Source organism: Rhodanobacter thiooxydans LCS2, assembly GCF_000264375.1.
Taxonomy (GTDB): domain Bacteria; phylum Pseudomonadota; class Gammaproteobacteria; order Xanthomonadales; family Rhodanobacteraceae; genus Rhodanobacter; species Rhodanobacter thiooxydans.
The window spans coordinates 47,555-71,827 of record NZ_AJXW01000003.1 but is presented as its reverse complement, the minus strand read 5'-3'; the positions used below and the strand labels follow the sequence as shown (position 1 = coordinate 71,827).

Sequence of the window (24,273 nt, the reverse complement as noted above, 5' to 3'; positions counted from 1 at the left end):
GTGCTACCCCGCGAAGACGAACCAGCCCACCGCCAGCACCAGCAGGATGACGCCCGCCAGGATGGCGAGCAGCGGCTTCCAGGCCATCGCCGGACGTATCGACAACAATATCGTCAACGCCCGTCCAGTATCGGCGAAAGTGTCGCCCGCCGACATGACATGGGCGCGACACGCGCGCGGTGTGGTGATGGCGTCCGACGGCGCCAGGGTCCTGCACGCGATGACGATGCTGTTGCCGTCGCGCAGCGCCTGCAGCACGCGACGGCGCCGGGCACGGTATTCCGCACGCGAGAGCCGGCCCAGTCGATGCGCTTCGTCCAGCACATGCAGATCCCGATTGATGGCACGTTCGCGTTCGGTCATTTCAGTTCCCTGAGCACCCGGAAACCCACATCCCGCTGCGGCGAACCGCCATCTGCAGGCTTCGCGTCGACATTGCAGTCGGACCAGTAGTGCTGTAGCTGTAGCTGTAGCTGCGGCCGCGCACCATCACGCTGCCGCCGCGACCGATCTCCTTCTCCAGGTAAAAACGGCCCTCGAGCAGCGAACCGACGGTGACGAAGTCGGCGGTTTCGGCGTCAGCGATGTGGTTCCAGCTGGAGCTGTTCATGCTGGAGCTGGCGCCGGCCCTGCCCTGCTGCGTGCCGGTGGCACAGATGGCATGCCCCTCGGGCGCCGACCGCGGCGTGCCCGAAGCCGGCTTGACGATGGTGGCCTCGTCCGCGACCGGCGGCGACGCGGGGTGCGAGGTCAGTTTGACCACGGTGGCGTCGTCCACGTCGTCGCCTGCCAGCGGCGCGGCGCGCGAGACTGGTTGCACCCGGGCAGCCTCGTCGTCGGTGCCTGGCGGCGGCGTCGACGGCGCGACCAGCCGCTGGGTGGCCGGCTTGATCATGCTGACGTCGCCACCGGGCGCCGCGGGCACCAGCGGTGTCTGCACCGCCGCCAGCCTGGCCAGCAGCGCCTTGGCGATCATCGGGTCGCGCGCGCCGGCGTCGCGCTGCTGTTCGAGCCATTCGCGTTCGGCCTGGTACTCGGCTTCGGGCAGCGCACCGCGCGCGCCCAGCGCATCGAACACGGCGGGAAGTTTGAGCTTGTCGGCCTGGTAGGCGCTGACCAGTTCGGCGATGGCATTCATGACTGGGGGCTTTTCATCATTCTTGGATACGTACGACCACGGCGGAAATGTTGTCGCGCCCGGCGCGGCTCATCGCCAGGTCGAACAGGCTGGCAACCAGATCCTGCGGCTGCGGGTTGCGGCGACATTCGTCATCGAGTTCGGCATCGGACATTTCCTTGTTGATGCCGTCGGAACAAAGCACGAACGCCGTGCCTGGCCGGTTGCCGGCGACGACCCAGTCCACGAACAGGCTCTCCTCGGCGCCGACCGCGCGCGTGAGCACGCCGGAGCCGGCCTGCGGCGCCGGCGCGGCGCCGAAATGGGTGATGTCGTCACCGTCGTTGCCATGCACGTGGTCGCGGGTGATCTGGCGCAGCCGGCCATCCTCGAAGCAGTAGGCGCGGCTGTCGCCGACCCAGCCGCACAACATGTAGTCGGCGTCGGATACCAGCACCACCACGGTCGAACCGATCAGGTCGACGCCACGCGTGGCGGCGGCCTGCAGCAGGTCGGCGTTGATCTGCACCAGTGCATCCTCGATCGTCTCGATGAAGTCGACGGCGTTGCCCGGCCGTGGCAGCGCGCCGAGCCGCTCGATGATCAGGTTGCTGGCGTAGTCGCCGGCCGAGTGACCGCCGAGGCCGTCGGCGACGACCCACAGGCCCACTTCGTCGCGTACCAGGATGGCGTCCTCGTTGTGCTTGCGCACCTTTCCGGTCACCGTGCGCCCGGCGGAAACGTATCGAGTCGTCATGCATCAACCTCGATGATCGCCAGCGGCCAGCGGGCCGCGTCCGTGCCCAGCGCCGCCGTGGCGATGTACCGGCAGGCCTCGTCGCCGGACGGCAGCGCGAGGCCGCGGGCCAGCACGTCCGGCGCAAGCTGCAGCAGCGGCTGGGTGGCCAGCAGCAGCATGCGGTCGCCAGCCTCGGCGGTGCACAGCACCTCGCCGCACGCCGGCACTGCCGCGCCGAGTCCGGGCGCCAGCGGTGCGCGACTGAACAGCAGGTCGTCGAAATCGCCATCGCCGCCGATGTTCGTCGGGGGCGCCGCCTCGTTCGCGAAGCAGGGCTGCAGCCGCCTGCCCGGCCAACGCCACCGGCGAAGTCCGCGCCACCGTGGCCACGCCGAGGCCGGACAGCAGTTCGAGGTCGTCTGGCAGCCATGCCGCAGGCGTCGACGGCGACGCGAGGCGCGTCCATGGTTCGTCCAGGAAGGGTGCGGCCGCGATGCTGGCCGGGAGCGGCAGGTGCCAACGGCTTGCCGCGTTCCAGTCGATGCCGCGCAGAAATGCCGGCGCCGCTGGTCGCGGCGCATCGAGTGGACCGGCCAGCGCAGCCACCTGCTGATCGAACAGGTCCACGCTGATCGCGGCATCGGCCTGGGCAGTGTCGTACACCTGCTCGACCGCATCGAACCAGCCGCCGCCCGAACTCAAGTAAAGAGCCGTTGCTTAAGCGGCAATCTAGAGTTAATGGCCAATACCTTGCCCTCCCCTGTGAGAGGCATCCTAACCCATAGGAACACCTTGCGTGTCAGCTATGTCCAGTGTTCGGCACTAGCAACCGTCAGCACCCTTCGTAGCCCGCTGAGCGACCCTTCCGGTTTAAGCACTGTGGCTCGTGAGTGACGCCAGGCTGTCACCGGCATGATGGCGACCGCCGTGGGAACTAGTGCACGAGGGGCTGATTTGTGCACGTTCTCTGAGGGCAAAAGAAAGGAGCCACCCCGAAAGATGGCTCCCTGTTTGATTCTAATTGGTGGGCGGTACAAGGATCGAACTTGTGACCCCTACCATGTCAAGGTAGTGCTCTACCGCTGAGCTAACCGCCCGCTTCGCGCCGATGTACCGACTACGCGAGCCGCGCAGTATACGGGAGCCGCCGACGCTCGACAATATCCCGCAAGGGGCAACGTCATCGCCGGCTCAGCGCAGGGCCTGTTCGCGCAGCTGGTGGATCTGGTCGCGCAGCCGGGCGGCATCCTCGAATTCGAGGTTCTGCGCGTGCTTGTACATCTGCGCCTCGAGTTTCCTGATCGCACCGGCCGCCTGCTGGGGACTGAGCCCGGCGTACTCGGCGGCAGGCTCGGCCACCGCGGCACGACTGCGCGTCGAGGATTTGCCGCCGCGGCGATTGCCCACCTCGCTGCGCGCGCCTTCCATGATGTCGGCGATGCGCCGCACCACGGTTTTCGGGGTGATGCCGTGCGCTTCGTTGAAGACGACCTGCTTCTCGCGGCGGCGGGCGGTCTCGTCCATCGCCGCCTGCATCGAGCGGGTGACGTTGTCGGCATACAGGATCGCCTTGCCGCGCACGTTGCGGGCGGCGCGGCCGATGGTCTGGATCAGCGAACCGGTGGAACGCAGGAAGCCCTCCTTGTCGGCGTCGAGCACCGCCACCAGCGACACCTCGGGCATATCCAGGCCCTCGCGCAGCAGGTTGATGCCGACCAGCACGTCGAACTCGCCCAGGCGCAGGTCGCGGATGATCTCGCTGCGCTCCACCGTCTCGATGTCCGAGTGCAGGTAGCGCACCTTCACGTCGTGCTCGGCCAGGTACTCGGTGAGGTTCTCGGCCATGCGCTTGGTCAGCGTGGTGACCAGCACGCGGTCGCCCATCGCCACGCGCTTGTGCACCTCGCTGAGCAGGTCGTCGACCTGGGTGCGCACCGGGCGCACCTCCACTTCCGGATCGACCAGGCCGGTCGGGCGCACCACCAGCTCGGTCACCGCGTCGCCGGATTTGTGCAGCTCGTAGTCGCGCGGGGTGGCGGAGACGTAGATCGCACGCGGCACGCGAGCCTCCCATTCCTCGAAGCGCAGCGGCCGGTTGTCCATCGCCGACGGCAGGCGGAAGCCGAACTCCACCAGGGTTTCCTTGCGCGAGCGGTCGCCCTTGTACATCGCGCCCAGCTGCGGCACGGTGACATGCGACTCGTCCACCACCAACAGGCCGTCGGCCGGCAGGTAGTCGAACAGCGTGGGCGGCGGCTCGCCCGGCGCGCGCCGAGTCAGGTGGCGCGAGTAGTTCTCGATGCCCTGGCAGTAGCCCACCTCGGCCATCATCTCCAGGTCGAAGCGGGTGCGCTGCTCCAGCCGCTGCGCCTCGACCAGCTTGTTTTCCCGGTAGAGATATTCCAGCCGCTCCTTCAGCTCGACCTTGATCGTCTCGATCGCGTTGAGCACGCTCTCGCGCGTGCTGGCGTAGTGCGTGCGCGGATAGACGGTGTAGCGCTGCACCTTGCGGATCGTCTCGCCGGTCAACGGATCGAACAGCGCCATCTTCTCCACTTCGCCGTCGAACAGCTCAATGCGCAGCGCCTCGGTTTCGGACTCGGCGGGAAACACGTCGACGATCTCGCCGCGGACGCGGTAGGTGCCGCGGCGCAGTTCCGTCTCGTTGCGGGTGTATTGCAACTCGGTCAGCTGGTGGATCAGCTTGCGCTGGTCGATGCGCTCGCCGGTGGCCAGGATCAGCCGCAGGCTGAGGTAATCCTCCGGATTGCCCAGGCCGTAGATCGCTGACACGGTGGCCACGATGATCGAATCGCGCCGCGACAGCAGCGCCTTGGTCGCGGACAACCGCATCTGCTCGATGTGCTCGTTGATCGAAGCGTCCTTCTCGATGAAGGTGTCCGACGCCACCACGTAGGCTTCCGGCTGGTAATAGTCGTAGTAGCTGACGAAGTACTCCACCGCGTTGTGCGGAAAGAATTCCCTGAACTCGCCGTACAGCTGCGCCGCCAGCGTCTTGTTCGGCGCCATCACGATGGTCGGGCGCTGCACGCGCTCGATCATGTTGGCGATGGTGTAGGTCTTGCCCGAGCCGGTCACGCCGAGCAGGGTCTGCGCGGCCAGGCCGGCCTCGAAACCCTCGGCGAGCCGGGCGATCGCCTGCGGCTGGTCGCCGGAAGGCTGGTAGGGGGCAGCGAGTTGGAAGCGGTCGGTCATCGGCTACAGATGTGGGCGGGAAGGGCCATTCTAAATCGCCCCTGCTGACAGTACGCGTCAGCAGGCACCGACATGCGGATGGCGGGCGGACGGCTGCCCGGGCGAAAGCGGCGTCCTAGCATGCAGGTCCATGACCCCGCCGGAAGCGATGCCGTGTCGACTTCGAGGAATGCCGGTCCATTGCGCAGGCAGCGCGGCGTGACCCTGATCGAGCAGATCATGGTGTTCGCCATCATCACGGTGCTTCTCGGCATCGCCACGCCGCCCTTGCGGCAATTGCTGGGCCGCAACGCGCTGCGGGTCGCGCAGACCGACTTCATCGCCGCCCTGCACCACGCCCGCGAAGCCGCCGTCATGAGCGGCAAGCGCACGTTGTTCTGCCCCAGCCGGGATGGCAGCCGCTGCAGCGGTGGCGCCCAGTGGGAGAGCGGCTGGCTGCTCGGCCGCGACGGCGACGGCGACGACCAGCCCGACGATCGCCCCCTGCACGTCGGCAGCGGCTACGACGGCAAGCTGATCATCCGCAGCAGCAACGGCCGACAGCAGGTGCGCTTCCGCCCTGACGGCAGCGCCGGGGGCAGCAACATCACCCTGCTGTTCTGTCAGCCCTCCAACGCGAAGGACGCGCTCACCGTGGCCGTCTCCATTGCCGGTCGCGTCCGCGGCGCCCCAGCCAACGCTGCCCAGATCGCCAGCTGCGCCCAGCTGAACTGAATCGCGGCGGCGCCATCCACGTGGCGGCATGGCGTTCCCTTGACTCCAGTCAACACCGGCATGTGCCGCTGCACCCATGCTAGGGTTCGATTCCCGAGGAGACACGACCATGGGCAGATTGAGCGGCAAAGTGGCACTGGTGACCGGCGCCGCCGTGGGTATCGGGGCCGCCTGCACGCGGCGGCTGCTGGAGGCGGGCGCGCGGGTGGCCCTGGTCGACCTGCACGACGAACCGGGGCAACGGCTGGCAGCGGAGTTCGGCGACGATGCGCGCTACTTCCATGCCGACGTCTCAGTGGAAGCCGAGGTGGCCGCGGCGGTGGCCGCCACCGTGGCCGCGTTTGGACGGCTGGACGTCCTCGTCAACAATGCCGGCATCGCCGGCGCGAACAAGCCGACCCACGAACTCACCGAGGCCGAATGGGACCGGGTGCAGTCGATCAACGTGAAGGGCGTATTCTTCTGCACCAAGCACGCCATCGGGCCGTTGCGCGCCGCCGGCGGCGGCAGCATCATCAACCTGTCGTCGATCTACGGGCTGGTCGGCGCGGCGGACTCGCCGCCCTACCACGCGTCCAAGGGAGCGGTGCGGCTGATGAGCAAGACCGACGCCATGCTTTATGCGGCCGACCGCATCCGGGTCAACTCGGTGCACCCCGGCTTCATCCGGACGCCGATGGTGGAACAGCACCTGGCCGCGATGGGCGGCGACCCCGAGCAGCACCGCCGCGATACCGGCGCGCTGCATCCGCTGGGCCACCTGGGCGAACCGGACGACATCGCCTGGGGCGTGGTGTATCTGGCTTCCGACGAATCGAAATTCGTGACCGGCAGCGAGCTGGTCATCGACGGCGGCTACACCTGCCGCTGATCACCCCGCGCAAGAGGAGTTCACCATGTTCAAGCACATCCTGCTGCCTACCGACGGTTCCGAACTGTCCCTGCGTGCGGTCGACGCCGGCATCGAACTGGCCGCCAAGCTGGGCGCCAGCGTGTACGCATTCCACGTCATCGCGCCGTTCCCCGCCTCGGTCTACTTTGCCGAGTTCGTCGTGGCCAACGAGCCGAGCTACACTCGCGAGGCCATCGCCAACGCCGAACGCTATCTGGCCGACGTGCACCAACGTGCGCAGGCCGCCGGCGTTCCCAGCGATGGCAGCTACGAGATCGATGCACGCCCCTACTCGGCCATCGTCGGCGCCGCCCGCAAGCAGCAGTGCGACCTGATCGTGATGGCCTCGCACGGCTGGCGCGGTTTCGACCGCCTGCTGCTGGGCAGCGAGACGCACAAGGTGATCCTCAACGGCGACGTGCCGGTGCTGGTTTGGCGCTGACGCGCTCCCGTCCATTGCACCTCGCCCGACGCGCGCCGCAGGCACACGCATGAGCACTGTTCGGTCGCCGCAGCCCGCCAGCCTGGCCGGACTGGAGCCGGCCGAGGCCGCGCGCCGGCTGGCCGAGCACGGACCAAACCTGCTGCCGGGCAGCGCGCCGCGCACGCTGTGGTCGATGGTTGCCGGCGTGCTGCTGGAGCCGATGTTCCTGATGCTGCTGGTGGCTGGCGGCCTGTACCTGGCGCTGGGCGACCGCGCCGAGGCGGCGTTCCTGCTGTCGTTCGTGTTCGTGGTCATCGGCATCACGCTGGCGCAGGAGCACAAGACCCAACGCGCGCTGGAGTCGCTGCGCGAGCTGTCCGCACCACGCGCGCTGGTGGTCCGTGGCGGCGAGGAGATCCGCGTGCCCGGCCGCGAAGTGGTGGTCGGCGACCTGCTGGTGCTGCACGAAGGCGACCGCATCGCCGCCGATGCCGTGCTGCTGGACGGCCATCTGGACGTCAACGAGTCGTTGCTCACCGGCGAAGCGGTGCCGGTCACCAAGCTGGCAGGCAGGGAGGCCGGACAGCTGTTCGCCAGCACCGTGGTGACCAAGGGCGTCGGCGTCGCCGAGGTTCATGCCATCGCCGGCGCCACCGCGGTCGGCCGCATCGGCCAGGCACTGGCCGATACGGTCGAGCCGGTGTCCGGTCTGCAACTGGCCTCGCGCCGCCTGATCCGCAACCTCACCGTCGGCGGCCTGCTGCTGGCCACGGCCTACGCACTGCTCGGCTGGCTATGGGACGGCCACGGCCTGCTCGAGAGCGTGCTGGCCGGCATCGCGCTGACCATGGCGATCCTGCCGGAGGAGATTCCGGTGATCCTCACCGTGTTCCTCGCGCTGGGCGCGTGGCGGATCTCGAAGCACAAGGTGCTGACCCGCCGCGTGCCGGCGGTGGAGGCGCTGGGCGCCATCTCGGTGCTGGCGGCCGACAAGACCGGCACGCTGACGCAGAATCGCATGCAGGTGGCCGAGCTGCGCCTGACCGACGACAGCGCGCACGGCGAAGGCGCCACCGAATTGCCCGAGCTGTTCCACGAGCTGGTGGAGTTCGCCATGCTGGCCACGCCAGCCGACCCGTTCGACCCGATGGAGAAGGCGATCCAGCAGTTCGGTCTGCACTGGCTCACCGACACCGAGCACGTGCACGCCGAGTGGGCGCCCGAGTTCGAGTACGCGCTGTCGCCCGACATCCTGGCGATGACCCATGTGTTCCGTGGCGACGTGCGCCATGCGCATCTGCTGGCCACCAAGGGTGCGCCGGAAGCGGTGATCGACCTGTGCCACCTGCCCGATGCCGAGGCAGCGGCGATCCTGCGCCAGGTGGAGGCGATGGCCGAACGCGGCCTGCGTGTGCTCGGCGTGGCCCGCGGCGAGTGGCAGGGTGCGGCGTGGCCGCGCAGCCAGCACGACTTCGACTTCCGCTTCCTCGGTCTGGTCGGTTTCGTCGACCCGCCGCGACCGGAGGTGCCGGCGGCGATCGCCGAGTGCCGCGGTGCCGGCGTACGCGTCATCATGATGACCGGCGACCACCCCGCCACGGCGCAGGCGATCGCCCGCCAGGTGGGCCTGAGCGAACGCGCCGAAGTCATCACAGGCGCGGAGCTGGATGCGCTCGACGACACCGCACTGCGCGAACGGCTGCGCCATGTCGACCTGTGCGCGCGGCTCAAGCCCGAGCAGAAACTGCGCCTGGTGCGGCTGCTGCGCGAGGACGGCGAGGTGGTGGCGATGACCGGCGACGGCGTCAACGACGCGCCCGCGCTGAAGGCCGCCGACGTCGGCGTGGCGATGGGCGAGCGCGGCACCGACGTGGCGCGCGAAGCGGCCGCGCTGGTGCTGCTGGACGACAGCTTCGCCAGCATCGTCAGCGCGATCCGCCAGGGCCGGCGCATCTACGACAACATCACCAAGGCCACCCGCTTCGTGTTCGCCGTGCACATGCCGATCATCGCGCTGGCGCTGGTGCCTACCCTGCTGCACTGGCCGGTGCTGCTGATGCCGGTGCACATCGTGCTGCTGGAGCTGCTGATCGACCCGGCCTGCTCGGTGGTGTACGAGGCCGACCCCGCCGCCGACGACATCATGCGGCGGCCGCCGCGCGCGCCGTCGGACTCGCCGTTCGCCGCCGCCAACCTGCGCCATGCAGTGATCCAGGGGCTGGGTTTCGCCGCCATCCTGCTACTCGGCTACGGCCTGCTGCTCGACCAGGGCCTGGATGCCGCGCAAAGCCGCAGCGCGGTGTTCATCGCGCTCGTGCTCGGCCTGTTCCTGCTGACCCTGGCCAACCGCGACCTGTCCCGTCCGGCGCTGGCCCGCCTGCCGGCGCGCAATCCCTGGCTGCCGCGGATGTTCGGCGCCGTGGCGCTGATGCTGGCGGCCGTGGTCGGGCTGCCGTTCCTGCGCGGGGTGATGGGGTTGGCGGTACCGGGCGCACTCGCGCTGCTCGCCACCATCGGCATGCTGGCTGCCGCCGTCGTCTGGCTGGAACTGCTGCGCCGCAGGGCGCGCGGAACGGCACGAAAGGCCGCGGCGCGCTGAAGCGCGCGACATCGCGCCACCGAAAGGCGATCCGGCTCGCCACTGTGCCATCCGGGCCACCGGCTCGCCGCGCAGCACGCGCATGCGGACTGCAGCGGCACCGTGACCCGGTAGAAACCTTCCACTGAAAAGCCGCGTCACTTCTGTTGTTGACAACGGCTGCGGTCCGCGTAAGATAGTAATTGATTACTTACTGGTACGAACCATGACCATGGACACCCAGCGCAAACATCTGCCTGCGGACGAACGCCGCGCGGTCACCATCGAGGCTGTCATCAAGCTGGCGGCCGAACAGAACCCCAGCGACATCACCACCGCGGCGATCGCCACCTCGATGAAGCTGACCCAGGGCGCCCTGTTCCGCCACTTCCCGAGCAAGGACGCGATCTGGCAGGCGGCGATGGAATGGGTGGCCAACCACCTGCTGGCGCGGGTCGAGCGCGCTGCCCGCCATGCCGCCAGCCCGCTGGCTGCGCTGGAGGCGATGTTCATGGCGCATATTGTCTTTGTCGCCGAACACGCCGGCGTGCCGCGCATGCTGTTCGGCGAGCTGCAGCGGGCCGAGGACACTGCCGCCAAGCGGATGGTGCAGACCATGATCCGTCGCTACGGCGAGCGCCTGCACACGTTGATCGAGGAGGGCAAGGCCGCCGGCGAACTGGACCCGCAGCTGGACCCGGCCGCGGCGGCTACGCTGTTCATCGGCAGCATCCAGGGCCTGGTGATGCAGGCGCTGCTGGCTGGCGATACCCGCCATATGCGCCAGGAAGCGGCAGGCGCGTTTGCGATCTACCGACGCGGCATCGCGCGTGCCGCATGAAGCGTTTTCCATCCTGCAGCCGGGGCACCCCCCCGGCGAACCGAGGACCATGAAGATGACTGCTCACCCGCAACGCAGCGTTTGGACATGGCTGATGTCCCTGTTCGCCATCGGCTTCGGCCTGCTGACCCTCCGGGAAGGCGGCGCGGTGCTGTTTGTCGACGGCGCCGCGCGTCACGCCGCCGGCCACTACGTGCCGTTCGTGGTCTGGTTCAATTTCCTGGCCGGGTTCGCCTACGTCGTCGCTGGCATCGGGCTTTGGCTGCGTCGGCGCTGGGCGGCACGGCTGGCGCTCGCCATCGCCGTCGTCACAGCGCTCGTGTTCCTCGCCTTTGCCATGCATGTGGCTCTGGGTGGCGCCTGGGAGCACCGCACGCCGATCGCCATGACCCTGCGCACGATGGTGTGGATGGGCATCGCGATCCTGGCCCAGCGCCTGGCAGCAGCCGCTGCGCCGGCGGCCCCGCGCACTGAACACCCCCTCTCAAGCGGAACCCCGTCGCGATGAAAATTCCGAGCCCTCCCACTGGAAAGACCCGCTGGATCGTGATCGCCGTCGTCGTGATCGCCATCGGTGGCGCACTGGCGTTCTGGCGGTTGCACGACCATGGCGACCAAAATACGCTGCGCCTGTACGGCAACGTCGACATCCGCGAGGTGGAGCTGGCCTTTCGCCAGCCCGGCCGCCTGACCCACATGGCGTTCGACGAAGGCGACGCCGTCACCACCGGCGCAGTCATGGCGCAGCTCGACGCCACGCCGTACCACGAGAAGCTGGCGGCGGCCGAAGCCGAGCTCCAGGCGGCGCAGGCGCAGCTGGACAAGCTGCACAGCGGCAACCGCCCGCAGGAAATCGCCCAGGCCCGCGAGCAGGTGCGTCAGGCGCAGGCAAGCGCCAACGAGGCTGCGCGCAACTTCGAGCGCCAGAACACCCTGCTCGCATCGGGCGCCAGCAGTCAGCGCCTGGTCGACGCCGCACGCGCCGCCCGCGACCAGTCCGCCGCCAATCTGGCCGCGGCGCAGGCATCGCTGTCGCTGGCCACCGCCGGCTTCCGCCGCGAGGACATCGACGCCGGCCAGGCACGCGTTGCCGCGGCCGAGGCCGCCCTGACCCAGGCACGCACCGCGGTGGCCGACGCGACGCTGGTCGCCCCCAGCAACGGCATCGTGATCTCCCGCGTGCGCGAACCGGGCAGCATGGTGGCTAACAGCACGCCGGTGTACAGCCTGAGCCTGCGCGATCCGGTGTATTTGAGGGCGTACGTCGACGAGGCGGACCTGGGCCGCATCGCACCGGGCACCAAAGTACGCGTCCACACCGATTCCTCCGCTACCGTCTATCACGGCCAGATCGGCTTCATCTCGCCGCGCGCGGAATTCACGCCGAAGACGGTGGAGACCGCCGACCTGCGCACCGATCTGGTCTACCGCCTGCGCGTGGTGGTGTCCGATGCCGACCAGGGCCTGCGCCAGGGCATGCCGGTGACGATCGACGTCGACACCACTGGCGCGGCCGGCAAACCCGCGCGTGGAAGCTGAGATGAGCCCGCAGCCAGCCAGCGATACTTCGCGCCAGCATGGCGACGCCGCCGCCGTGGTGCTCGACAACGTCGGCAAGCGCTTCGGCGAAGTCCACGCGCTGCGCGGCCTCAGCGCCACGATCCGCTATGGCCGCCTCACTGGCCTGGTCGGTCCGGACGGCGCCGGCAAGACCACGTTGATGCGGATCATGACCGGGCTGCTCGTCCCCAACGCCGGGAGCGTCACCCTGGCCGGCTTCGACGTGGTCAAGGACAACGACGCCATCCACGTCGCCAGCGGCTACATGCCGCAGCGCTTCGGTCTGTACGAAGACCTGTCGGTGATGGAGAACATGCGCCTGTACGCGCAGTTGCGCGGCATGGATGCGGAGCGCAACGCCGACCTGTTCGCCGAGCTGCTCGACTTCACCCGGCTCGGGCCCTTCACCACGCGTCTGGCCGGCAAGCTCTCCGGCGGCATGAAGCAGAAGCTCGGCCTGGCCTGTGCGCTGATGGCGCGGCCCAAGGTGCTGCTGCTGGACGAACCCGGGGTGGGCGTCGACCCGGTCAGCCGCCAGGACCTGTGGCGCATGGTGCAGGCGCTGACCGACGAGGGCATGGCCGTGGTCTGGTCCACCGCCTATCTCGACGAGGCCGAGCGCTGCGAAAGCGTGCTGCTGCTGAATCAGGGGAAGCTGCTGTTCGATGGCCCGCCGCAGGAACTCACTGCGCAGCTCGAAGGCCGCAGCTTCCGCCTCGAAAACGTCGGCGCCGAGCGCCGGGCGGTGCTGACCGAGGCGCTCGACCTGCCCAGCGTGAGCGATGGCGTGATCCAGGGCGCCGGCGTGCGCGTGGTGCTGCGCGCAGGCGCCGGCACGGAGCAGATCCAGTCACTGGCCGATCAGGCGCAGGTAGAGCTGGCGCCGGTGCCGGCGCGCTTCGAGGATGCCTTCATCGACCTGCTCGGCGGCGGTCCCGGCGGCACCTCGACCCTGGCCGAGCGCCTGCCTCCGGTCGAACTGGGCTCCGACATTGCCGTGTCCTGCCGCAATCTCACCAAGCGCTTCGGTGCCTTCACCGCGACCGACAGCGTCAGTTTCGAGGTACACAAGGGCGAAATCTTCGGGCTGCTCGGCCCCAACGGCGCCGGCAAGTCGACCACTTTCAAGATGCTCTGCGGCCTGCTCAAGCCGACCGCGGGTGAGGCGCATGTGGTGGGACTCGACCTGCGCCACGCTACCGGCGCGGCCAAGAGCCGGCTGGGCTACATGGCGCAGAAGTTCTCGCTCTACGGCCTGCTTTCGGTGCGGCAGAACCTGGAGTTCTCGGCCGGCGTGTACGAGCTGGAAGGCAACACGCGACGCGAGCGCATCGAGGAGATGATCGCGACCTTCGACCTGGGCGACTGGTTGTCCGCCACGCCCGATTCCCTTCCGCTCGGGCACAAGCAGCGCCTCGCCCTGGCCTGCTCGCTGATGCATCGACCACCCGTGCTGTTTCTGGACGAACCCACCTCGGGCGTGGACCCCATCACCCGCCGCGAATTCTGGACCCACATCAACGGGCTGGCGCGCAAGGGCGTGACCATCATGGTCACCACCCACTTCATGGACGAGGCCGAATACTGCGACCGGGTCGCGATGCTCTCGCGTGCGCGACTGATCGCGCTGGACACGCCCGATGCGCTCAAACGCATGGCCGTCAGCCCACAGCGGCCCGATCCGACCATGGAGGACGCCTTCATCCACCTGGTGGAATCCACCGAGCGCGAAGCGGAGGCTGCCGCATGAACACCGCCGAAAAGCGCAACGACGGGAATGGCGCGATGTCGGCTGGGTTGCGTCGTTTCGACCTGCACCGCCTCATGGCCCTGGTTGCCAAGGAAAGCCACCAGGCCTTGCGCGACCCGTCGACGCTGCTGATCGCGTTCGTGTTGCCGGTGGTGCTGCTGTTCCTGTTTGCCTATGCGGTATCGCTGGATGCCAAGGAAGTCCGCATCGGTGTGGTGCTGGAATCGCCCGGCGCGTCCGCCCAGTCCCTGGCCGCCGCTTTCACGGGCACCCGTTTCCTCAATGCGCGCATCGTGCAGGACCGGCGCGAAGTAGCCGATCAGCTGGTCTCCGGCGATCTGCGCGGCTACGTGGTGATTCCGCAGGATTTCGAGCAGCGCCTGGCCCGGCGCGGCAGCGAGCCGCTGGTGCAGATCATCACTGATGGCTCCTACCCCAATACCGCCAACTACGTCGAGAACTACGCCCGCGGCGTGGTGCAGTCCTGGCGCGCCGGGCTCGGCGCCGCATCGCCCGTGCAGGCCGTGGTGCTGGAGCCGCGCTACTGGTTCAACCCCGAACTGGAGAGCCGCCGCGCGCTGATCCCCGGCGCCATCGCCATCGTCATGACCATCATCGGCACCATGCTTACGGCACTGGTGGTGGCGCGCGAATGGGAGCGCGGCACGATGGAGGCGGTGCTCTCCACACCCGCCTCGGTGGCCGAGATCCTGATCGGCAAGCTGCTGCCCTATTTCGTGCTCGGCATGCTTTCCACGCTGGGCGCGGCGGCGCTGGCCGTATTCGTGTTCGGCGTGCCGCTGCACGGCTCACTGGCAGCATTGCTGCTCTTGTCGGCGGTATTCATGGTGCCAGCGCTGGGTCAGGGCCTGCTGATCTCGTCGTTGGCACGCAACCAGTTCCTGGCAGCACAGATAGCACTGTTCACCGGCTTCTTGCCGGCCTTCATGCTGTCGGGTTTTTTATACGAAATCGACGCCATGCCGGCGCCGATCCGCGCCCTGACGAGGCTGATCCCGGCGCGCTATTTCGTCGAATCGCTGAAGACGGTATTCCTGGCCGGAGACATCTGGGCGGTATTCGTGCCCAACCTGCTGGCGATGACGGCGATCGGCGCGGTGTTCTTCCTGCTGGCCAAGCGCGCCACGCGCAAGAACCTGGAGTAGCGCCCGTGTCCGGTTCCCTGCTCAGCTTCACCCGCCTGCGCGCGCAGTTCGTCAAGGAAATCCTCAGCATCCTGCGTGACCCGCGCAGCCGCATGGTGGTGTTCGTGCCGCCGATCCTGCAGCTGCTGGTGTTTGCGTTCGCCGCCACGCTCGAAGTACGCAACGTCGATATCGCCGTCTACAACCAGGACGCCGGCCGCTGGTCGCACGAGCTGGTGCAGCGGCTGAACAGCGCCCGCTTCATCACCCACGTCCGGCGCGTGGACAGCCAGCGGCAGCTGCACGAACTGATCGACCGCGGCGAGGTCATCGCGGCGCTGGCCATTCCGGTGGATTTCTCGCGCACGATCGCCGCCGGCGGCAGCGGCAGCGCGCAGGTGCTGGTCGATGGCCGGCGCAGCAACTCCGGCCAGATCACCGTCGCCTATCTCTCGACCATTGCCGCCGAGGTCGGCGCCGCGGTCGTACCGGGCGCGCAGGCGCCGAACCCGGTGGTCGTGCGCCACTGGTTCAACCCGAACCTGGTCTATCGCTGGTTCATCGTGCCGGGGCTGACCGGCATCCTGGCGCTGTTCAGCGCGCTGCTGATCACGTCGCTGTCGATCGCGCGCGAACGCGAGCTGGGCACCTTCGACCAGTTGCTGGTGTCGCCCACCTCGACGCCGGAGATCATCATTTCCAAGTCGCTGCCGGCACTGGCGATCGGCACCCTGCTGGGTCTGTTCATGATCAGCGCGGGCGTGTTCCTGTTCGGCATCCCCTTTACCGGCTCGTTTGGCCTGCTGCTGGCGAGCCTGGTGCTGTTCATCCTGTCGGTGGTCGGCATCGGGCTGATGATTTCCGCGGTCAGCGCAACGCAGCAACAGGCCATCCTCGGCGCCTTCGCCGTCGGCGTGCCGGCAGTGCTGATGTCCGGCTTCGCCACGCCGGTGGAAAACATGCCGGTGGCGCTGCAATGGATGGCGCAGGCGATTCCGCTCACCCACTTCCTGGTCATCGTCGAAGGCACGTTCCTCAAGACGATGCCGGCGGCGGACATCCTTGCCAACCTCTGGCCACTGGCCGTGATCGCGCTGGCGACGCTGACCCTGGCCACGCTGCTGGTGCGCAGCCGTCTGCAGTGACCATCCCCCAAGCCATGCATGAAGGAATTGCCATGACCCGCTCATCGAATCGCCGCTGCCGTGTGCCACGCGTGGCGGCCGTCGCGCTGGGCACGCTGCTGCTCGGTGCGTGCGCGGCAGGCCCCGACTACCGCGGGCCGCCGAAGGTCGATACCGGCAGCGGCTGGACGCAGCCGGACACCGCCGCACAGGCGCCAGCCGCCCTGTCGACCTGGTGGACCTCGTTGGGCGATCCGACGCTGGACCGGCTGGTCGCTGCCGCATTGTCGGACAACCTCGACGTGCGCCAGGCGCAGGCGCGTATCGCCGAGGAGCGTGCCCTGCGCGATCGCGCGGCCGGCGGCTACGCGCCCTCCGTCGACGTCAGCGGCAGCGTGACCCGACGCCGGCAGAGCAAGAACGGTCCGCTGCCGATCGGCTCCATTCCCGGACTGGCACGGGACCAGACCATCCATGACGCCGGCTTCGACGCCGGCTGGGAAATCGACCTGTTCGGCGCCACTCGGCGCGCCGTGCAAAGTGCCGAGGCCAGCATGCAGGCCGCACAGGAAGATGCCGAGGGCGTGCGCATCAGCATCGCCGCCGAAGTAGCGCGCAGTTATCTCAGCCTGCGCGGCGCGCAACGCGAGCTGGCCGCACGCGAAGCCTCGGTGCAGGCGCTCGCGCAAACGGCCGACCTTGTCGGCAAACGCTTCGACGCAGGTGACGCGGCGCAGGCGGATGTCGATGCCGCGCAGGCGCGCCTGGACGCCGCTTCTGCCGGCCTGCCTGCCATCCAGGCGCGCCTGCGTGCCGCGGCGCTCGGCCTGGGCGTGTTGCTGGGCGCACCGCCCGAGCGCGAGCTGGCCCTGCTCGACACGACCGCCGCGGAGATCACGCTGGCGCCGATCCCGGTCGGCCAACGCGCCGACATCCTGCGTCGCCGGCCGGACGTGCGTGCGGCCGAGCGACGCCTGGCGGCACGCAGCGCCGACATCGGCGTGGCGACGGCGGAGCTGTTCCCGAAGCTGTCGATCGGCGCCAGCGGCGGCTTCCAGTCGCTGGATGCGAGCCAGCTGTTCGAATCTGCCAGCCAGACGTTCTCGATCATGCCGCTGATCTCCTGGCGCGTGTTCGATGGCGGCCGCGTACGCGCGGAGATCCGTGCCAGCGAGGCACGCGAGCAGCAGGCCGCGTTCGCCTACGAGAAGGCCGTGCTGGCGGCGCTGGGCGATGCGGAGCGCGCACTGAGCGACTACCAGCTGGATCTGGACGCGGTGCGGCGCCAGCAGGCCGCACGCGACGCTGCGCGGCGCAGCTACGTCCACGCGCAGACGCGCTACGCCGCCGGCGACATCGCGCTGACCGAGCTGCTGGCCGAAGAGCGCGTGCTGCGCGACGCCGAAGACGGCTACGTGCGCACGCATACCGCCGCCGCGATCGACCTGGTGGCGCTGTTCAAGGCGCTGGGCGGCGGCTGGGACTCCGCCACTGCCGCCACCAATGCGCACGGCCAGGGCGTAGCCGGGCCGCAGCCGCCGGCACGACACGAGGAGCCAAGCCGTGGGTGAAGGGCTGCCGCGGCAACCCCTGCGCGGACACGGCCCGCGCGCCGCCGCCGCGCACCGGGCTGGCATGGCGGCGGGACGCATCCATTCCGGATGCCCGCGATGGGCCCTGCTCGTGTCCTTGCTGGTTGCGGCGTTGGCCGGAGCTCCGCCGTCCCACGCGCACGCCGCGGCCGGGGACACGCACCGCCCCCGCCCCGCCACCCAGCGTCAGCTCCAGCTCGACCGCGGCCAGCGATGGCCTGCCGATGCCGCACTGCGCGAAGGCATGCGGCGCATCCGCGCCGTCGCGCTCTGGATGCAGCAGGCGCAGGCCGACGGCCCGCTGTCGGTACGGCAATCGCGCGCCGCCACCGCATCGATCGAAGACAGCGTGGCCGTCATCGTCGACCATCCCCCTCGCGGCAACGGCATGGACGCCAACCTGCACCTCCTGCTCGGCCGCGTGCTCACCGCCGACGGACTGCCGCAACTGCTCGACGCCCTCGAGTTGTACCCCCGCTACTTCACCGATCCGGATTGGCAACCGCTGACGGCCAGCGCGCCGGCTGGCCACGGACAGCCCGACGACACCCGGGAATCCACGCATGCCACGCAACCCTGAGCCACTCGACCACGGGCCGTGCATCCAGATCGAGGCGGCGCTGTCCACCCTGCCCTTCCTGCCCGGCAGACGCCCTTTCCGCCTGCGCGACTGAACCGACCCGGAGACCCCCATGCAGATCACTTTTCTCGGCGCCGCCCGCGAAGTCACCGGCTCATGCTTCCTGGTGGAGACCTCGACGACAAGGTTCCTGGTCGATTGCGGCATGTTCCAGGGCGGACGCGAAGCCACGCAGCGCAACCAGCAACCGTTCGGATTCGATCCGCAGTCGATCGACTTCGTGCTGCTGACGCATGCGCATATCGACCACAGCGGCCTGCTGCCGAAATTGACGCGCGCCGGCTTCCGCGGCGCGATCCACGCCACCGCGGCAACCGCCGACCTGCTGCAGGTGATGCTGCCGGACAGCGCGCACATCCAGGAGATGGAGGCGCTGCGTGCGCAGCGTGGCGCCGCCAGGTCGCGCGACGCGCAGGCGGTTGCCACGCCGCTGTATACCTTGCGCGACGCCGACGTCTGCCTGCGCCAGCTGCAGCCCCACGGCTACGGGCGCGAGTTGCGACCACATGCGGACGTCCGCTGCCGCTTCCGCGGCGCCGGCCACATCCTGGGTTCGGCGATCATCGAGGTCTGGGTCAGCGAAGGCGAGCGCACCACCAAGCTGGTGTTCAGCGGCGATCTTGGGCAACCCGGCCGGGCGATCCTGCGCGACCCGACGCCGATCACCGAGGCGGATATCCTGTTCGTCGAATCGACCTACGGCAACCGCCTGCACAAGGACCTTGCCGCGACTCGGGACGAGCTGATCGAGGTGGTCGAACGCACCCTTTCCCGCGGCAACGTGGTCGTGCCGGCCTTCGCGGTGGGCCGTACCCAGGAGGTGCTGTACCACCTGCACCAGTTGAGCCGGGAAGGACGGCTGCGCGACCTGCGGATCTTCGTCGATTCGCCGATGGCCACCGAGGCCACCAAGATCACGCAGCGACACCTGGATCTGTTCGACGAGAACGCCACCCGCCTCGCCGACTGGCACGCGCGCGGCAAGGATCTGCCCTACCTCAAATTCACCGCCAGCGTGGAGGAATCGATCGCGCTCAACCAGATCCGCTCCGGCGCCATCATCATCTCCGCCAGCGGCATGTGCACCGCCGGCCGCATCAAGCATCACCTGCGGCACAACCTCGGGCGCGCCGAATGCAGCGTGCTGATCACCGGCTTCCAGGCCCAGGGTACGCTGGGCCGGCGGCTGGTGGATGGAGACAGCCAGGTGCGGATCTTCGGCGAGGACATCCCGGTGCGCGCCTCGATCCACACCGTCGGCGGGCTGTCCGCGCACGCCGACCGGAAGGCGCTGCTGGCCTGGACCGCCGGCTTCGCGCGAGCGCCGGCGCAGACCTTCGTGGTGCATGGCGAAGAGACGGCGGCACAAGCCATGGCCACCGCGCTGCGTGCCCGTCCCGGCTGGAACGTGACCGTCCCCACGGCGGGCCAACAGGTGCACTGGCATGGCGGCAAGGTCGGAGTTCCGGCATGAACGGCACCGACGAGAGCAAGCGGCGGGAGGAGGCGATCGTGCACGGCGAGGCCTACCGGCTGGCGCAGGAGGACATCGAGTTCCTCGCCAGCGACGAACTGCGCGGCGTGCGCCTGCAACTGGAGCTGCTCAAACCCGAAATCGCCCTGCACGAACACGCCATCCGCTCGACCGTCGTGGTTCTCGGCAGCGCACGAACCTGTTCGCCGGAGCAGGCCCAGGCCGACGTGGTGCGGCTCGCGGCCCGCGCGCAGGCCCATCCAGACGAGCCGGGGCTGGCGCGCGAACTCGCCGCCGCACGGCGCCGGCTGGCCAGCGCCCGCTACTACGAGGAAGCACGCCGCTTCGCGGAAATCGTCTCGAGTCGCTTCCAGCGCGAGGGTCGCCGCGATTTCGTGGTAGTGACCGGCGGCGGCCCAGGCATCATGGAAGCCGCCAATCGCGGCGCCCATGAGGCGGGCGCGCGCTCGATCGGGCTCAACATCACGCTGCCGCGCGAACAGCTGCCCAACAGCTGGATCACCCCGGAGCTGGCCTTCCGCTTCCATTATTTCGCCGTGCGCAAAATGCACTTCATGATGCGCGCGAAGGCGCTCGTCGCCTTTCCCGGCGGCTTCGGCACGCTGGACGAGTTGTTCGAAGTACTGACCCTGGTGCAAACCGGCAAGATGCCACGCCTGCCGATCGTGCTGGTCGGCAACGCCTTCTGGCGTCGCGCCTGCGACCTGGAATTCCTGCTCGAGCAGGGGATGATCAACGCCGGCGACGCCGAACTGTTCAGCGTGGTCGAAAACGCCGAACAAGCCGTGGCCACCATGCATGCGTTCTACGGCGGCGAGCCGCCGGCCTGAGCACCACGAACGCTGCCGCCTTTTCGTCGGCAGCGGCGCGGGTCGCCCGCTTGCCGCACCCTGCCGCGAGAACCGGCGCGCAGTGCGGATCGCACGGCCAGCTTGCCATGCAGACACCCGTCAACACCCAGCCCCAGAGGAGATCGCCCATGTCTTTCACGCCACGCACCACGACGCAACGCGCCGCCATGGCCCTGGCCGTGATCCTGACCGGCAGCGTGCTGCTGCCGGCCAGCGCTGCCAATCCGCCGGATCAGGCCACGCCGCTGGCGCTGACCGCGATCATGCGGGATCTGAGCAAGGACATGCAGGGCGTCACCGACGGCCTCGCGCGCGAAGACTGGCCCGCGGTGGCGCAACGCGCAACGCGCATCGCCGACCACCCGCAGCCGCCGCTGGCGGAGAAGCTGCGCATCCTCGCCTTCATGGGCAAGGATGCCGGCCACTTCCGCGACTACGACCGCCAGTCCCACGACGCCGCGCAGCAGCTTGCGCAGGCCGCGCAACGGCAGGACGGCGCTTCGGCGATCGCGGCGTTCGCCAACCTGCAGGGCGCCTGCCTGGGCTGCCACCAGCGGTTCCGCCAGCCGTTCCGGGAGCATTTCCAGGGCCAGCCATGAGTTGCCAGCAAGCCGTAGCGATGGCGGCGTGGCCTGCGCAGGCTCACGCGTAAACAGGCGCATGCGGCGCGTCGGTCGCGACGCGCGGCAGGCTGAGGCTGACCCGCGCGCCGCCGAGCGCGGAACGGCCGAACGCCAGCTCGCCGTGATGCAGGTGGGCGATCGCCTGGGCGATCGACAGGCCCAGCCCGCTACCCTCGCCCACGCTGCCCTCGGGGCGATGGAAGCGCTCGCCCAGCCGCGCCATGTCGTCCGCCGCAAAACCGGCGCCGCTGTCGTTGATCTCCAGGCTCACCCGCTCGTCGCGACCACCGACGCGCACATTCACCTGGCCGTGCGCGGGCGCGTGGCGCAACGCGTTGTCCAGCAGATTCTGCACCAGGATGCCAAGCAGGCTGCGGCTGCCCAGCACGAAGTCGTTGCCGTCGTGATCCAGCGACAACTCGATGGAACACGCCGCCGCGCGCTCGCTGGCGTCGCGCAAGGCGGCTTCGGCCACGCTCGCCAGACGCAGCGGACCGGCGTCGTCCAGCTCGGTCAGCTTCTCGACCCGCGCCAGCATCAGCAGCTGGGCCACCAGCCGCTGCATGCGGTCCAGCGCATCCTGCGCGCGCTGCAGGTGCCGTGCGCGGGCCGCTGCATCCTCATCGCGCCCGGCCAGGTCCAGTTCCAGCCGCAGCGCCGCCAGCGGGTGGCGCAGTTCATGCGCCGCGTCGGCGGTGAAGCGGCGCTCGTGCTCGAGGCTGCGTTCGAGTCGCGCCACCAGCCGGTCGATCGCCTCGGTGAACGGCGCCAGCTCGACCGGCACCCGCGCATCGGTGAGCGAGGCACCTGCCGCGTGGGTGTCGGCGGACAGCTGCCGGGTCAGCTGGCGCAGCGGTTTCAGCCCACTGCGCAAGCCGGCGAACACCATCGGCGGCACCAGCACCAGCAACGCCAGCAGGGACAGCAGCGCCGGCGCGAGCAGCTTGCGCATCAGCTCGTCGCGCTCGTCCAGCGGCGCGCCGACCTCGATCCAGTACTTCTGCTGCGCATCCCAGCGCTGGAACACCCGCCAGCGCCGCTGCGCATAGGTGACCGTGTGCAGGTGCGCACCGCCCGGATCGAACTCCAGCGCGGGCAGCTCGGTGCTGCCTGCCAGCAACCGGCCACGCGCATCGCGCACGGTGATGGCGGGCCGATGCGCGGTGGCGTCGGAGTCCAGCACCGGCCGATCCGGCAGCTGCGCCGCGACACCCGACAGCGGCGCGGCCGGCATCACCGCCAGCACGCTGGCCGCGCTGCGCACCAGCATCTGGTCGAAGATCTCGTCGACCTCGTGCAGGCTGCGCCAGGCCAGCCAGCCGGCGGCGGCGCACCACACCAGCACGATGCCGGCCACCAGCCGCAGCACCAGCCGCCGGTTGAGCGAGGGACGGGTCATGCGGGCTGGCCGGTGGGCGGGTTGATCGCATAGCCGATGCCGCGCAGGGTGCGGATCCAGCCCGGCCCCAGCTTGTGACGCAGATGATGGATGTGCACCTCCACCGCGTTGCTGGCCACCTCGCGATCCCAGCCGTACAGCGCGTCCTCCAGCTGCTCGCGCGAATAGGCGCGCCCGGGGTGCCGCACCAGCATCTCCAGCAGCGCGTACTCGCGCGCGGTCAGCTCCAGCGCCGTACCGGCCAGCGTGGCGCTGCGTGCGGCCGGGGTGACTTCCAGCGACCCCAGGCGTATTGCCGGCTCGATCTGGCCGTCGGCACGGCGCAGCAACGCGCGCAGGCGGGCGGCCAGTTCGTCCAGGTGCACCGGCTTGACCACGTAGTCGTCGGCGCCGGCATCCAGCCCGGCGACGCGGTCGGCCAGTTCGTCGCGGGCGGTCAGCAGCAGCACCGGGGTGGCGTCCTGGCGTCGGCGCATGCCGGCGATGATCGCCGGCCCGCTGCTGCGCGGCAGGTTCCAGTCCAGCACCGCGGCAGCGTACGAGGTGTCGGCCAGCGCGGCGGCGGCCTGCTGGCCGTCGGTGATCCAGTCCACCGCATAGCCGAGCTGGCGCAGGCCGTCGGCCAGCGCCTGCCCCAGTGCCCGGTCGTCCTCGGCTAGCAGGATGCGCATGGCCCGATTCTAGTCAGCAACCCGCGCTCCCGCCGGGCCTGAGGCAATTCATCGCACGCCTGCATCGCCGCCATCGTCATGCTCCAGCGTGCGTTTGCGGCCGTGGATCATCGCGGCGACCAGGTTCTCGCTGTAATGGACGCTCTCGCCCACCGCCGCCAGCGCGTGCAGCACCACCAGCCCCAGCACGCCGTAGGCCAGCAGCTCGTGCAGTTCCTCCAGCCAGCCGGCGCCGAAGAACGTGTCGGTGGTCTGCAGCCAGCCGGTGACACCGACCAGCAGCACGCCGGTGAGCAGGGCCAGGATCATCACCGCCGCCGCCGGGTTGTGCCCCAGCTGTCGCCGCGAGTGTCCGGCCAGGCGTTCGCGCAGGTAATCGCGCACGCGGCGCGGGCCGGGCACCCAGTCGCTGAAGCGCGCATGCCGCGTGCCGACCCAGCCCCAAGCGAAGCGCACGCCGAGCAGAGCCAGCACGGCGTAGCCGATCCCGCGATGGACCAGCTCGCCGCCCTCGGTGAAGAAATTGGCGAGGAACAAGCCCGCCAGCGACCAGTGAAACACGCGTACCAGCGGATCCCATACCTTGACCGTGGCGTTCATGGGCTTGTCCTCGCTCAGGTGATCGATCAGCCGCCCTTCTGCTTGACGATGCGGCCGTCGGTGGGGTCGAAGTAGATCTCCACGTTCTTGCCGGCCTTGGTCTTGCCGTAGATCTCGTAGCAGTTGCCCGAGACCTGGAACTTCTTGATGGTGTAGCCCTGGTCGAGCACTTTCTGCTTCATCGCCGCTTCGGTCAGCCACTGCGCACGCGGCGCATTGGTGCATTGCGGGGCGGCGAAGGCGGACGCCGACAACGCGGCGGCGGCGAGGAACAGCGGTGCGATGACGGTGCGTTTCATGGT

Annotated in this window: 24 protein-coding genes and 1 tRNA gene; 15 read left to right on the top strand and 10 right to left on the bottom strand. The window is 69.2% G+C overall.

Annotated elements, in window-relative coordinates; all coding sequences use genetic code 11:
* Positions 1-3 precede the first annotated feature (3 nt).
* The 6 genes from UUA_RS00665 to uvrB form a co-directional block, all read right to left on the bottom strand.
* Positions 4-363 (bottom strand): hypothetical protein, encoded by a 360-nt coding sequence (locus UUA_RS00665; protein ID WP_008433383.1) that lies wholly within the window; start codon positions 361-363, stop codon positions 4-6.
* A gap of 1 nt (position 364) precedes the next feature.
* Positions 365-1,138: a hypothetical protein gene (locus UUA_RS00660; protein WP_008433382.1), complete on the bottom strand. Its 774-nt coding sequence runs from the start codon at positions 1,136-1,138 to the stop codon at positions 365-367.
* 16 nt (positions 1,139-1,154) lie between these two features.
* On the bottom strand, positions 1,155-1,874 hold the full coding sequence (locus UUA_RS00655) for a PP2C family protein-serine/threonine phosphatase (RefSeq protein WP_039953320.1): 720 nt from the start codon (positions 1,872-1,874) through the stop codon (positions 1,155-1,157).
* On the bottom strand, positions 1,871-2,065 hold the full coding sequence (locus tag UUA_RS00650) for a hypothetical protein (RefSeq protein ID WP_153022832.1): 195 nt from the start codon (positions 2,063-2,065) through the stop codon (positions 1,871-1,873). The genes UUA_RS00655 and UUA_RS00650 overlap by 4 nt, the downstream gene beginning before the upstream one ends.
* An 813-nt stretch (positions 2,066-2,878) precedes the next feature.
* Positions 2,879-2,953, bottom strand: a tRNA-Val gene (locus tag UUA_RS00645).
* A 94-nt stretch (positions 2,954-3,047) separates the two neighbouring features.
* Positions 3,048-5,072, bottom strand: coding sequence for an excinuclease ABC subunit UvrB (gene uvrB / locus UUA_RS00640; protein ID WP_008433378.1), 2,025 nt, complete (start codon positions 5,070-5,072; stop codon positions 3,048-3,050).
* Between the two features lie 153 nt (positions 5,073-5,225).
* Here uvrB and UUA_RS00635 point away from each other — a divergent pair, with 153 nt between their 5' ends.
* The 15 genes from UUA_RS00635 (at position 5,226) to UUA_RS00565 (ending at position 21,277) form a co-directional block, all read left to right on the top strand.
* Complete coding sequence (locus tag UUA_RS00635) at positions 5,226-5,786, top strand: GspH/FimT family pseudopilin (protein ID WP_193385116.1); 561 nt, start codon at positions 5,226-5,228, stop codon at positions 5,784-5,786.
* A 109-nt stretch (positions 5,787-5,895) separates the two neighbouring features.
* Positions 5,896-6,657 carry a glucose 1-dehydrogenase gene (locus UUA_RS00630; RefSeq protein ID WP_008433374.1) on the top strand — a complete coding sequence of 254 codons (762 nt, stop codon included), beginning with the start codon at positions 5,896-5,898 and terminating at the stop codon, positions 6,655-6,657.
* 25 nt (positions 6,658-6,682) lie between these two features.
* On the top strand, positions 6,683-7,120 hold the full coding sequence (locus UUA_RS00625) for a universal stress protein (RefSeq protein ID WP_008433372.1): 438 nt from the start codon (positions 6,683-6,685) through the stop codon (positions 7,118-7,120).
* A 49-nt stretch (positions 7,121-7,169) separates the two neighbouring features.
* Positions 7,170-9,701: a cation-translocating P-type ATPase gene (locus tag UUA_RS00620; RefSeq protein WP_008433370.1), complete on the top strand. Its 2,532-nt coding sequence runs from the start codon at positions 7,170-7,172 to the stop codon at positions 9,699-9,701.
* A gap of 205 nt (positions 9,702-9,906) precedes the next feature.
* A complete protein-coding gene (locus UUA_RS00615) occupies positions 9,907-10,521 on the top strand; it encodes a TetR/AcrR family transcriptional regulator (protein ID WP_235605855.1) in 615 nt (204 codons plus the stop codon).
* A gap of 94 nt (positions 10,522-10,615) precedes the next feature.
* A complete protein-coding gene (locus tag UUA_RS00610; protein ID WP_008433367.1) occupies positions 10,616-11,029 on the top strand; it encodes a hypothetical protein in 414 nt (137 codons plus the stop codon).
* A complete protein-coding gene (hlyD, locus tag UUA_RS00605; RefSeq protein ID WP_039953318.1) occupies positions 11,026-12,060 on the top strand; it encodes a secretion protein HlyD in 1,035 nt (344 codons plus the stop codon). Before UUA_RS00610 ends, hlyD begins: the two co-directional genes overlap by 4 nt.
* 1 nt (position 12,061) lies before the next feature.
* Positions 12,062-13,831 (top strand): ATP-binding cassette domain-containing protein, encoded by a 1,770-nt coding sequence (locus UUA_RS00600; RefSeq protein WP_008433362.1) that lies wholly within the window; start codon positions 12,062-12,064, stop codon positions 13,829-13,831.
* Positions 13,828-14,997: an ABC transporter permease gene (locus UUA_RS00595; protein WP_008433360.1), complete on the top strand. Its 1,170-nt coding sequence runs from the start codon at positions 13,828-13,830 to the stop codon at positions 14,995-14,997. Before UUA_RS00600 ends, UUA_RS00595 begins: the two co-directional genes overlap by 4 nt.
* A gap of 5 nt (positions 14,998-15,002) precedes the next feature.
* A complete protein-coding gene (locus UUA_RS00590) occupies positions 15,003-16,121 on the top strand; it encodes an ABC transporter permease (RefSeq protein WP_008433359.1) in 1,119 nt (372 codons plus the stop codon).
* A 32-nt stretch (positions 16,122-16,153) separates the two neighbouring features.
* Positions 16,154-17,671 (top strand): efflux transporter outer membrane subunit, encoded by a 1,518-nt coding sequence (locus tag UUA_RS00585; RefSeq protein WP_008433358.1) that lies wholly within the window; start codon positions 16,154-16,156, stop codon positions 17,669-17,671.
* Positions 17,664-18,272, top strand: a complete 609-nt coding sequence (locus UUA_RS00580; RefSeq protein ID WP_008433356.1) for a hypothetical protein — start codon at positions 17,664-17,666, stop codon at positions 18,270-18,272. The genes UUA_RS00585 and UUA_RS00580 overlap by 8 nt, the downstream gene beginning before the upstream one ends.
* A gap of 112 nt (positions 18,273-18,384) precedes the next feature.
* Positions 18,385-19,806: an MBL fold metallo-hydrolase RNA specificity domain-containing protein gene (locus UUA_RS00575; protein WP_008433354.1), complete on the top strand. Its 1,422-nt coding sequence runs from the start codon at positions 18,385-18,387 to the stop codon at positions 19,804-19,806.
* On the top strand, positions 19,803-20,657 hold the full coding sequence (locus tag UUA_RS00570) for an LOG family protein (protein ID WP_008433353.1): 855 nt from the start codon (positions 19,803-19,805) through the stop codon (positions 20,655-20,657). The genes UUA_RS00575 and UUA_RS00570 overlap by 4 nt, the downstream gene beginning before the upstream one ends.
* Positions 20,658-20,806: 149 nt before the next feature.
* A complete protein-coding gene (locus UUA_RS00565; RefSeq protein ID WP_008433351.1) occupies positions 20,807-21,277 on the top strand; it encodes a cytochrome c in 471 nt (156 codons plus the stop codon).
* A gap of 43 nt (positions 21,278-21,320) precedes the next feature.
* Here UUA_RS00565 and UUA_RS00560 read toward each other — a convergent pair whose 3' ends face one another.
* Genes UUA_RS00560 through UUA_RS00545 form a run of 4 tightly spaced genes read right to left on the bottom strand, consistent with a single transcriptional unit; the run spans position 21,321 to position 24,270 of the window.
* Positions 21,321-22,700, bottom strand: a complete 1,380-nt coding sequence (locus UUA_RS00560) for an ATP-binding protein (RefSeq protein ID WP_008433349.1) — start codon at positions 22,698-22,700, stop codon at positions 21,321-21,323.
* The gene (locus UUA_RS00555) at positions 22,697-23,371 is read right to left on the bottom strand and encodes a response regulator transcription factor (protein ID WP_008433347.1); all 675 of its coding nucleotides are present in this window, start codon (positions 23,369-23,371) and stop codon (positions 22,697-22,699) included. Before UUA_RS00555 ends, UUA_RS00560 begins: the two co-directional genes overlap by 4 nt.
* Positions 23,372-23,419: 48 nt before the next feature.
* On the bottom strand, positions 23,420-23,971 hold the full coding sequence (locus UUA_RS00550) for a cytochrome b/b6 domain-containing protein (RefSeq protein ID WP_008433345.1): 552 nt from the start codon (positions 23,969-23,971) through the stop codon (positions 23,420-23,422).
* Between the two features lie 26 nt (positions 23,972-23,997).
* Complete coding sequence (locus tag UUA_RS00545; RefSeq protein WP_008433343.1) at positions 23,998-24,270, bottom strand: PepSY domain-containing protein; 273 nt, start codon at positions 24,268-24,270, stop codon at positions 23,998-24,000.
* Between the last annotated feature and the right edge of the window lie 3 nt (positions 24,271-24,273).

Bases quoted from the DNA above. Each gene is read 5' to 3' on its own strand.
- UUA_RS00665 (WP_008433383.1), bottom strand. From the start codon at position 363: ATGACCGAACGCGAACGTGCCATCAATCGGGATCTGCATGTGCTGGAC.
- UUA_RS00660 (WP_008433382.1), bottom strand. From the start codon at position 1,138: ATGAATGCCATCGCCGAACTGGTCAGCGCCTACCAGGCCGACAAGCTC.
- UUA_RS00655 (WP_039953320.1), bottom strand. From the start codon at position 1,874: ATGACGACTCGATACGTTTCCGCCGGGCGCACGGTGACCGGAAAGGTG.
- uvrB (WP_008433378.1), bottom strand. From the start codon at position 5,072: ATGACCGACCGCTTCCAACTCGCTGCCCCCTACCAGCCTTCCGGCGAC.
- UUA_RS00630 (WP_008433374.1), top strand. From the start codon at position 5,896: ATGGGCAGATTGAGCGGCAAAGTGGCACTGGTGACCGGCGCCGCCGTG.
- UUA_RS00625 (WP_008433372.1), top strand. From the start codon at position 6,683: ATGTTCAAGCACATCCTGCTGCCTACCGACGGTTCCGAACTGTCCCTG.
- UUA_RS00620 (WP_008433370.1), top strand. From the start codon at position 7,170: ATGAGCACTGTTCGGTCGCCGCAGCCCGCCAGCCTGGCCGGACTGGAG.
- UUA_RS00615 (WP_235605855.1), top strand. From the start codon at position 9,907: ATGACCATGGACACCCAGCGCAAACATCTGCCTGCGGACGAACGCCGC.
- UUA_RS00610 (WP_008433367.1), top strand. From the start codon at position 10,616: ATGTCCCTGTTCGCCATCGGCTTCGGCCTGCTGACCCTCCGGGAAGGC.
- hlyD (WP_039953318.1), top strand. From the start codon at position 11,026: ATGAAAATTCCGAGCCCTCCCACTGGAAAGACCCGCTGGATCGTGATC.
- UUA_RS00600 (WP_008433362.1), top strand. From the start codon at position 12,062: ATGAGCCCGCAGCCAGCCAGCGATACTTCGCGCCAGCATGGCGACGCC.
- UUA_RS00595 (WP_008433360.1), top strand. From the start codon at position 13,828: ATGAACACCGCCGAAAAGCGCAACGACGGGAATGGCGCGATGTCGGCT.
- UUA_RS00585 (WP_008433358.1), top strand. From the start codon at position 16,154: ATGACCCGCTCATCGAATCGCCGCTGCCGTGTGCCACGCGTGGCGGCC.
- UUA_RS00575 (WP_008433354.1), top strand. From the start codon at position 18,385: ATGCAGATCACTTTTCTCGGCGCCGCCCGCGAAGTCACCGGCTCATGC.
- UUA_RS00570 (WP_008433353.1), top strand. From the start codon at position 19,803: ATGAACGGCACCGACGAGAGCAAGCGGCGGGAGGAGGCGATCGTGCAC.
- UUA_RS00565 (WP_008433351.1), top strand. From the start codon at position 20,807: ATGTCTTTCACGCCACGCACCACGACGCAACGCGCCGCCATGGCCCTG.
- UUA_RS00560 (WP_008433349.1), bottom strand. From the start codon at position 22,700: ATGACCCGTCCCTCGCTCAACCGGCGGCTGGTGCTGCGGCTGGTGGCC.
- UUA_RS00555 (WP_008433347.1), bottom strand. From the start codon at position 23,371: ATGCGCATCCTGCTAGCCGAGGACGACCGGGCACTGGGGCAGGCGCTG.
- UUA_RS00550 (WP_008433345.1), bottom strand. From the start codon at position 23,971: ATGAACGCCACGGTCAAGGTATGGGATCCGCTGGTACGCGTGTTTCAC.
- UUA_RS00545 (WP_008433343.1), bottom strand. From the start codon at position 24,270: ATGAAACGCACCGTCATCGCACCGCTGTTCCTCGCCGCCGCCGCGTTG.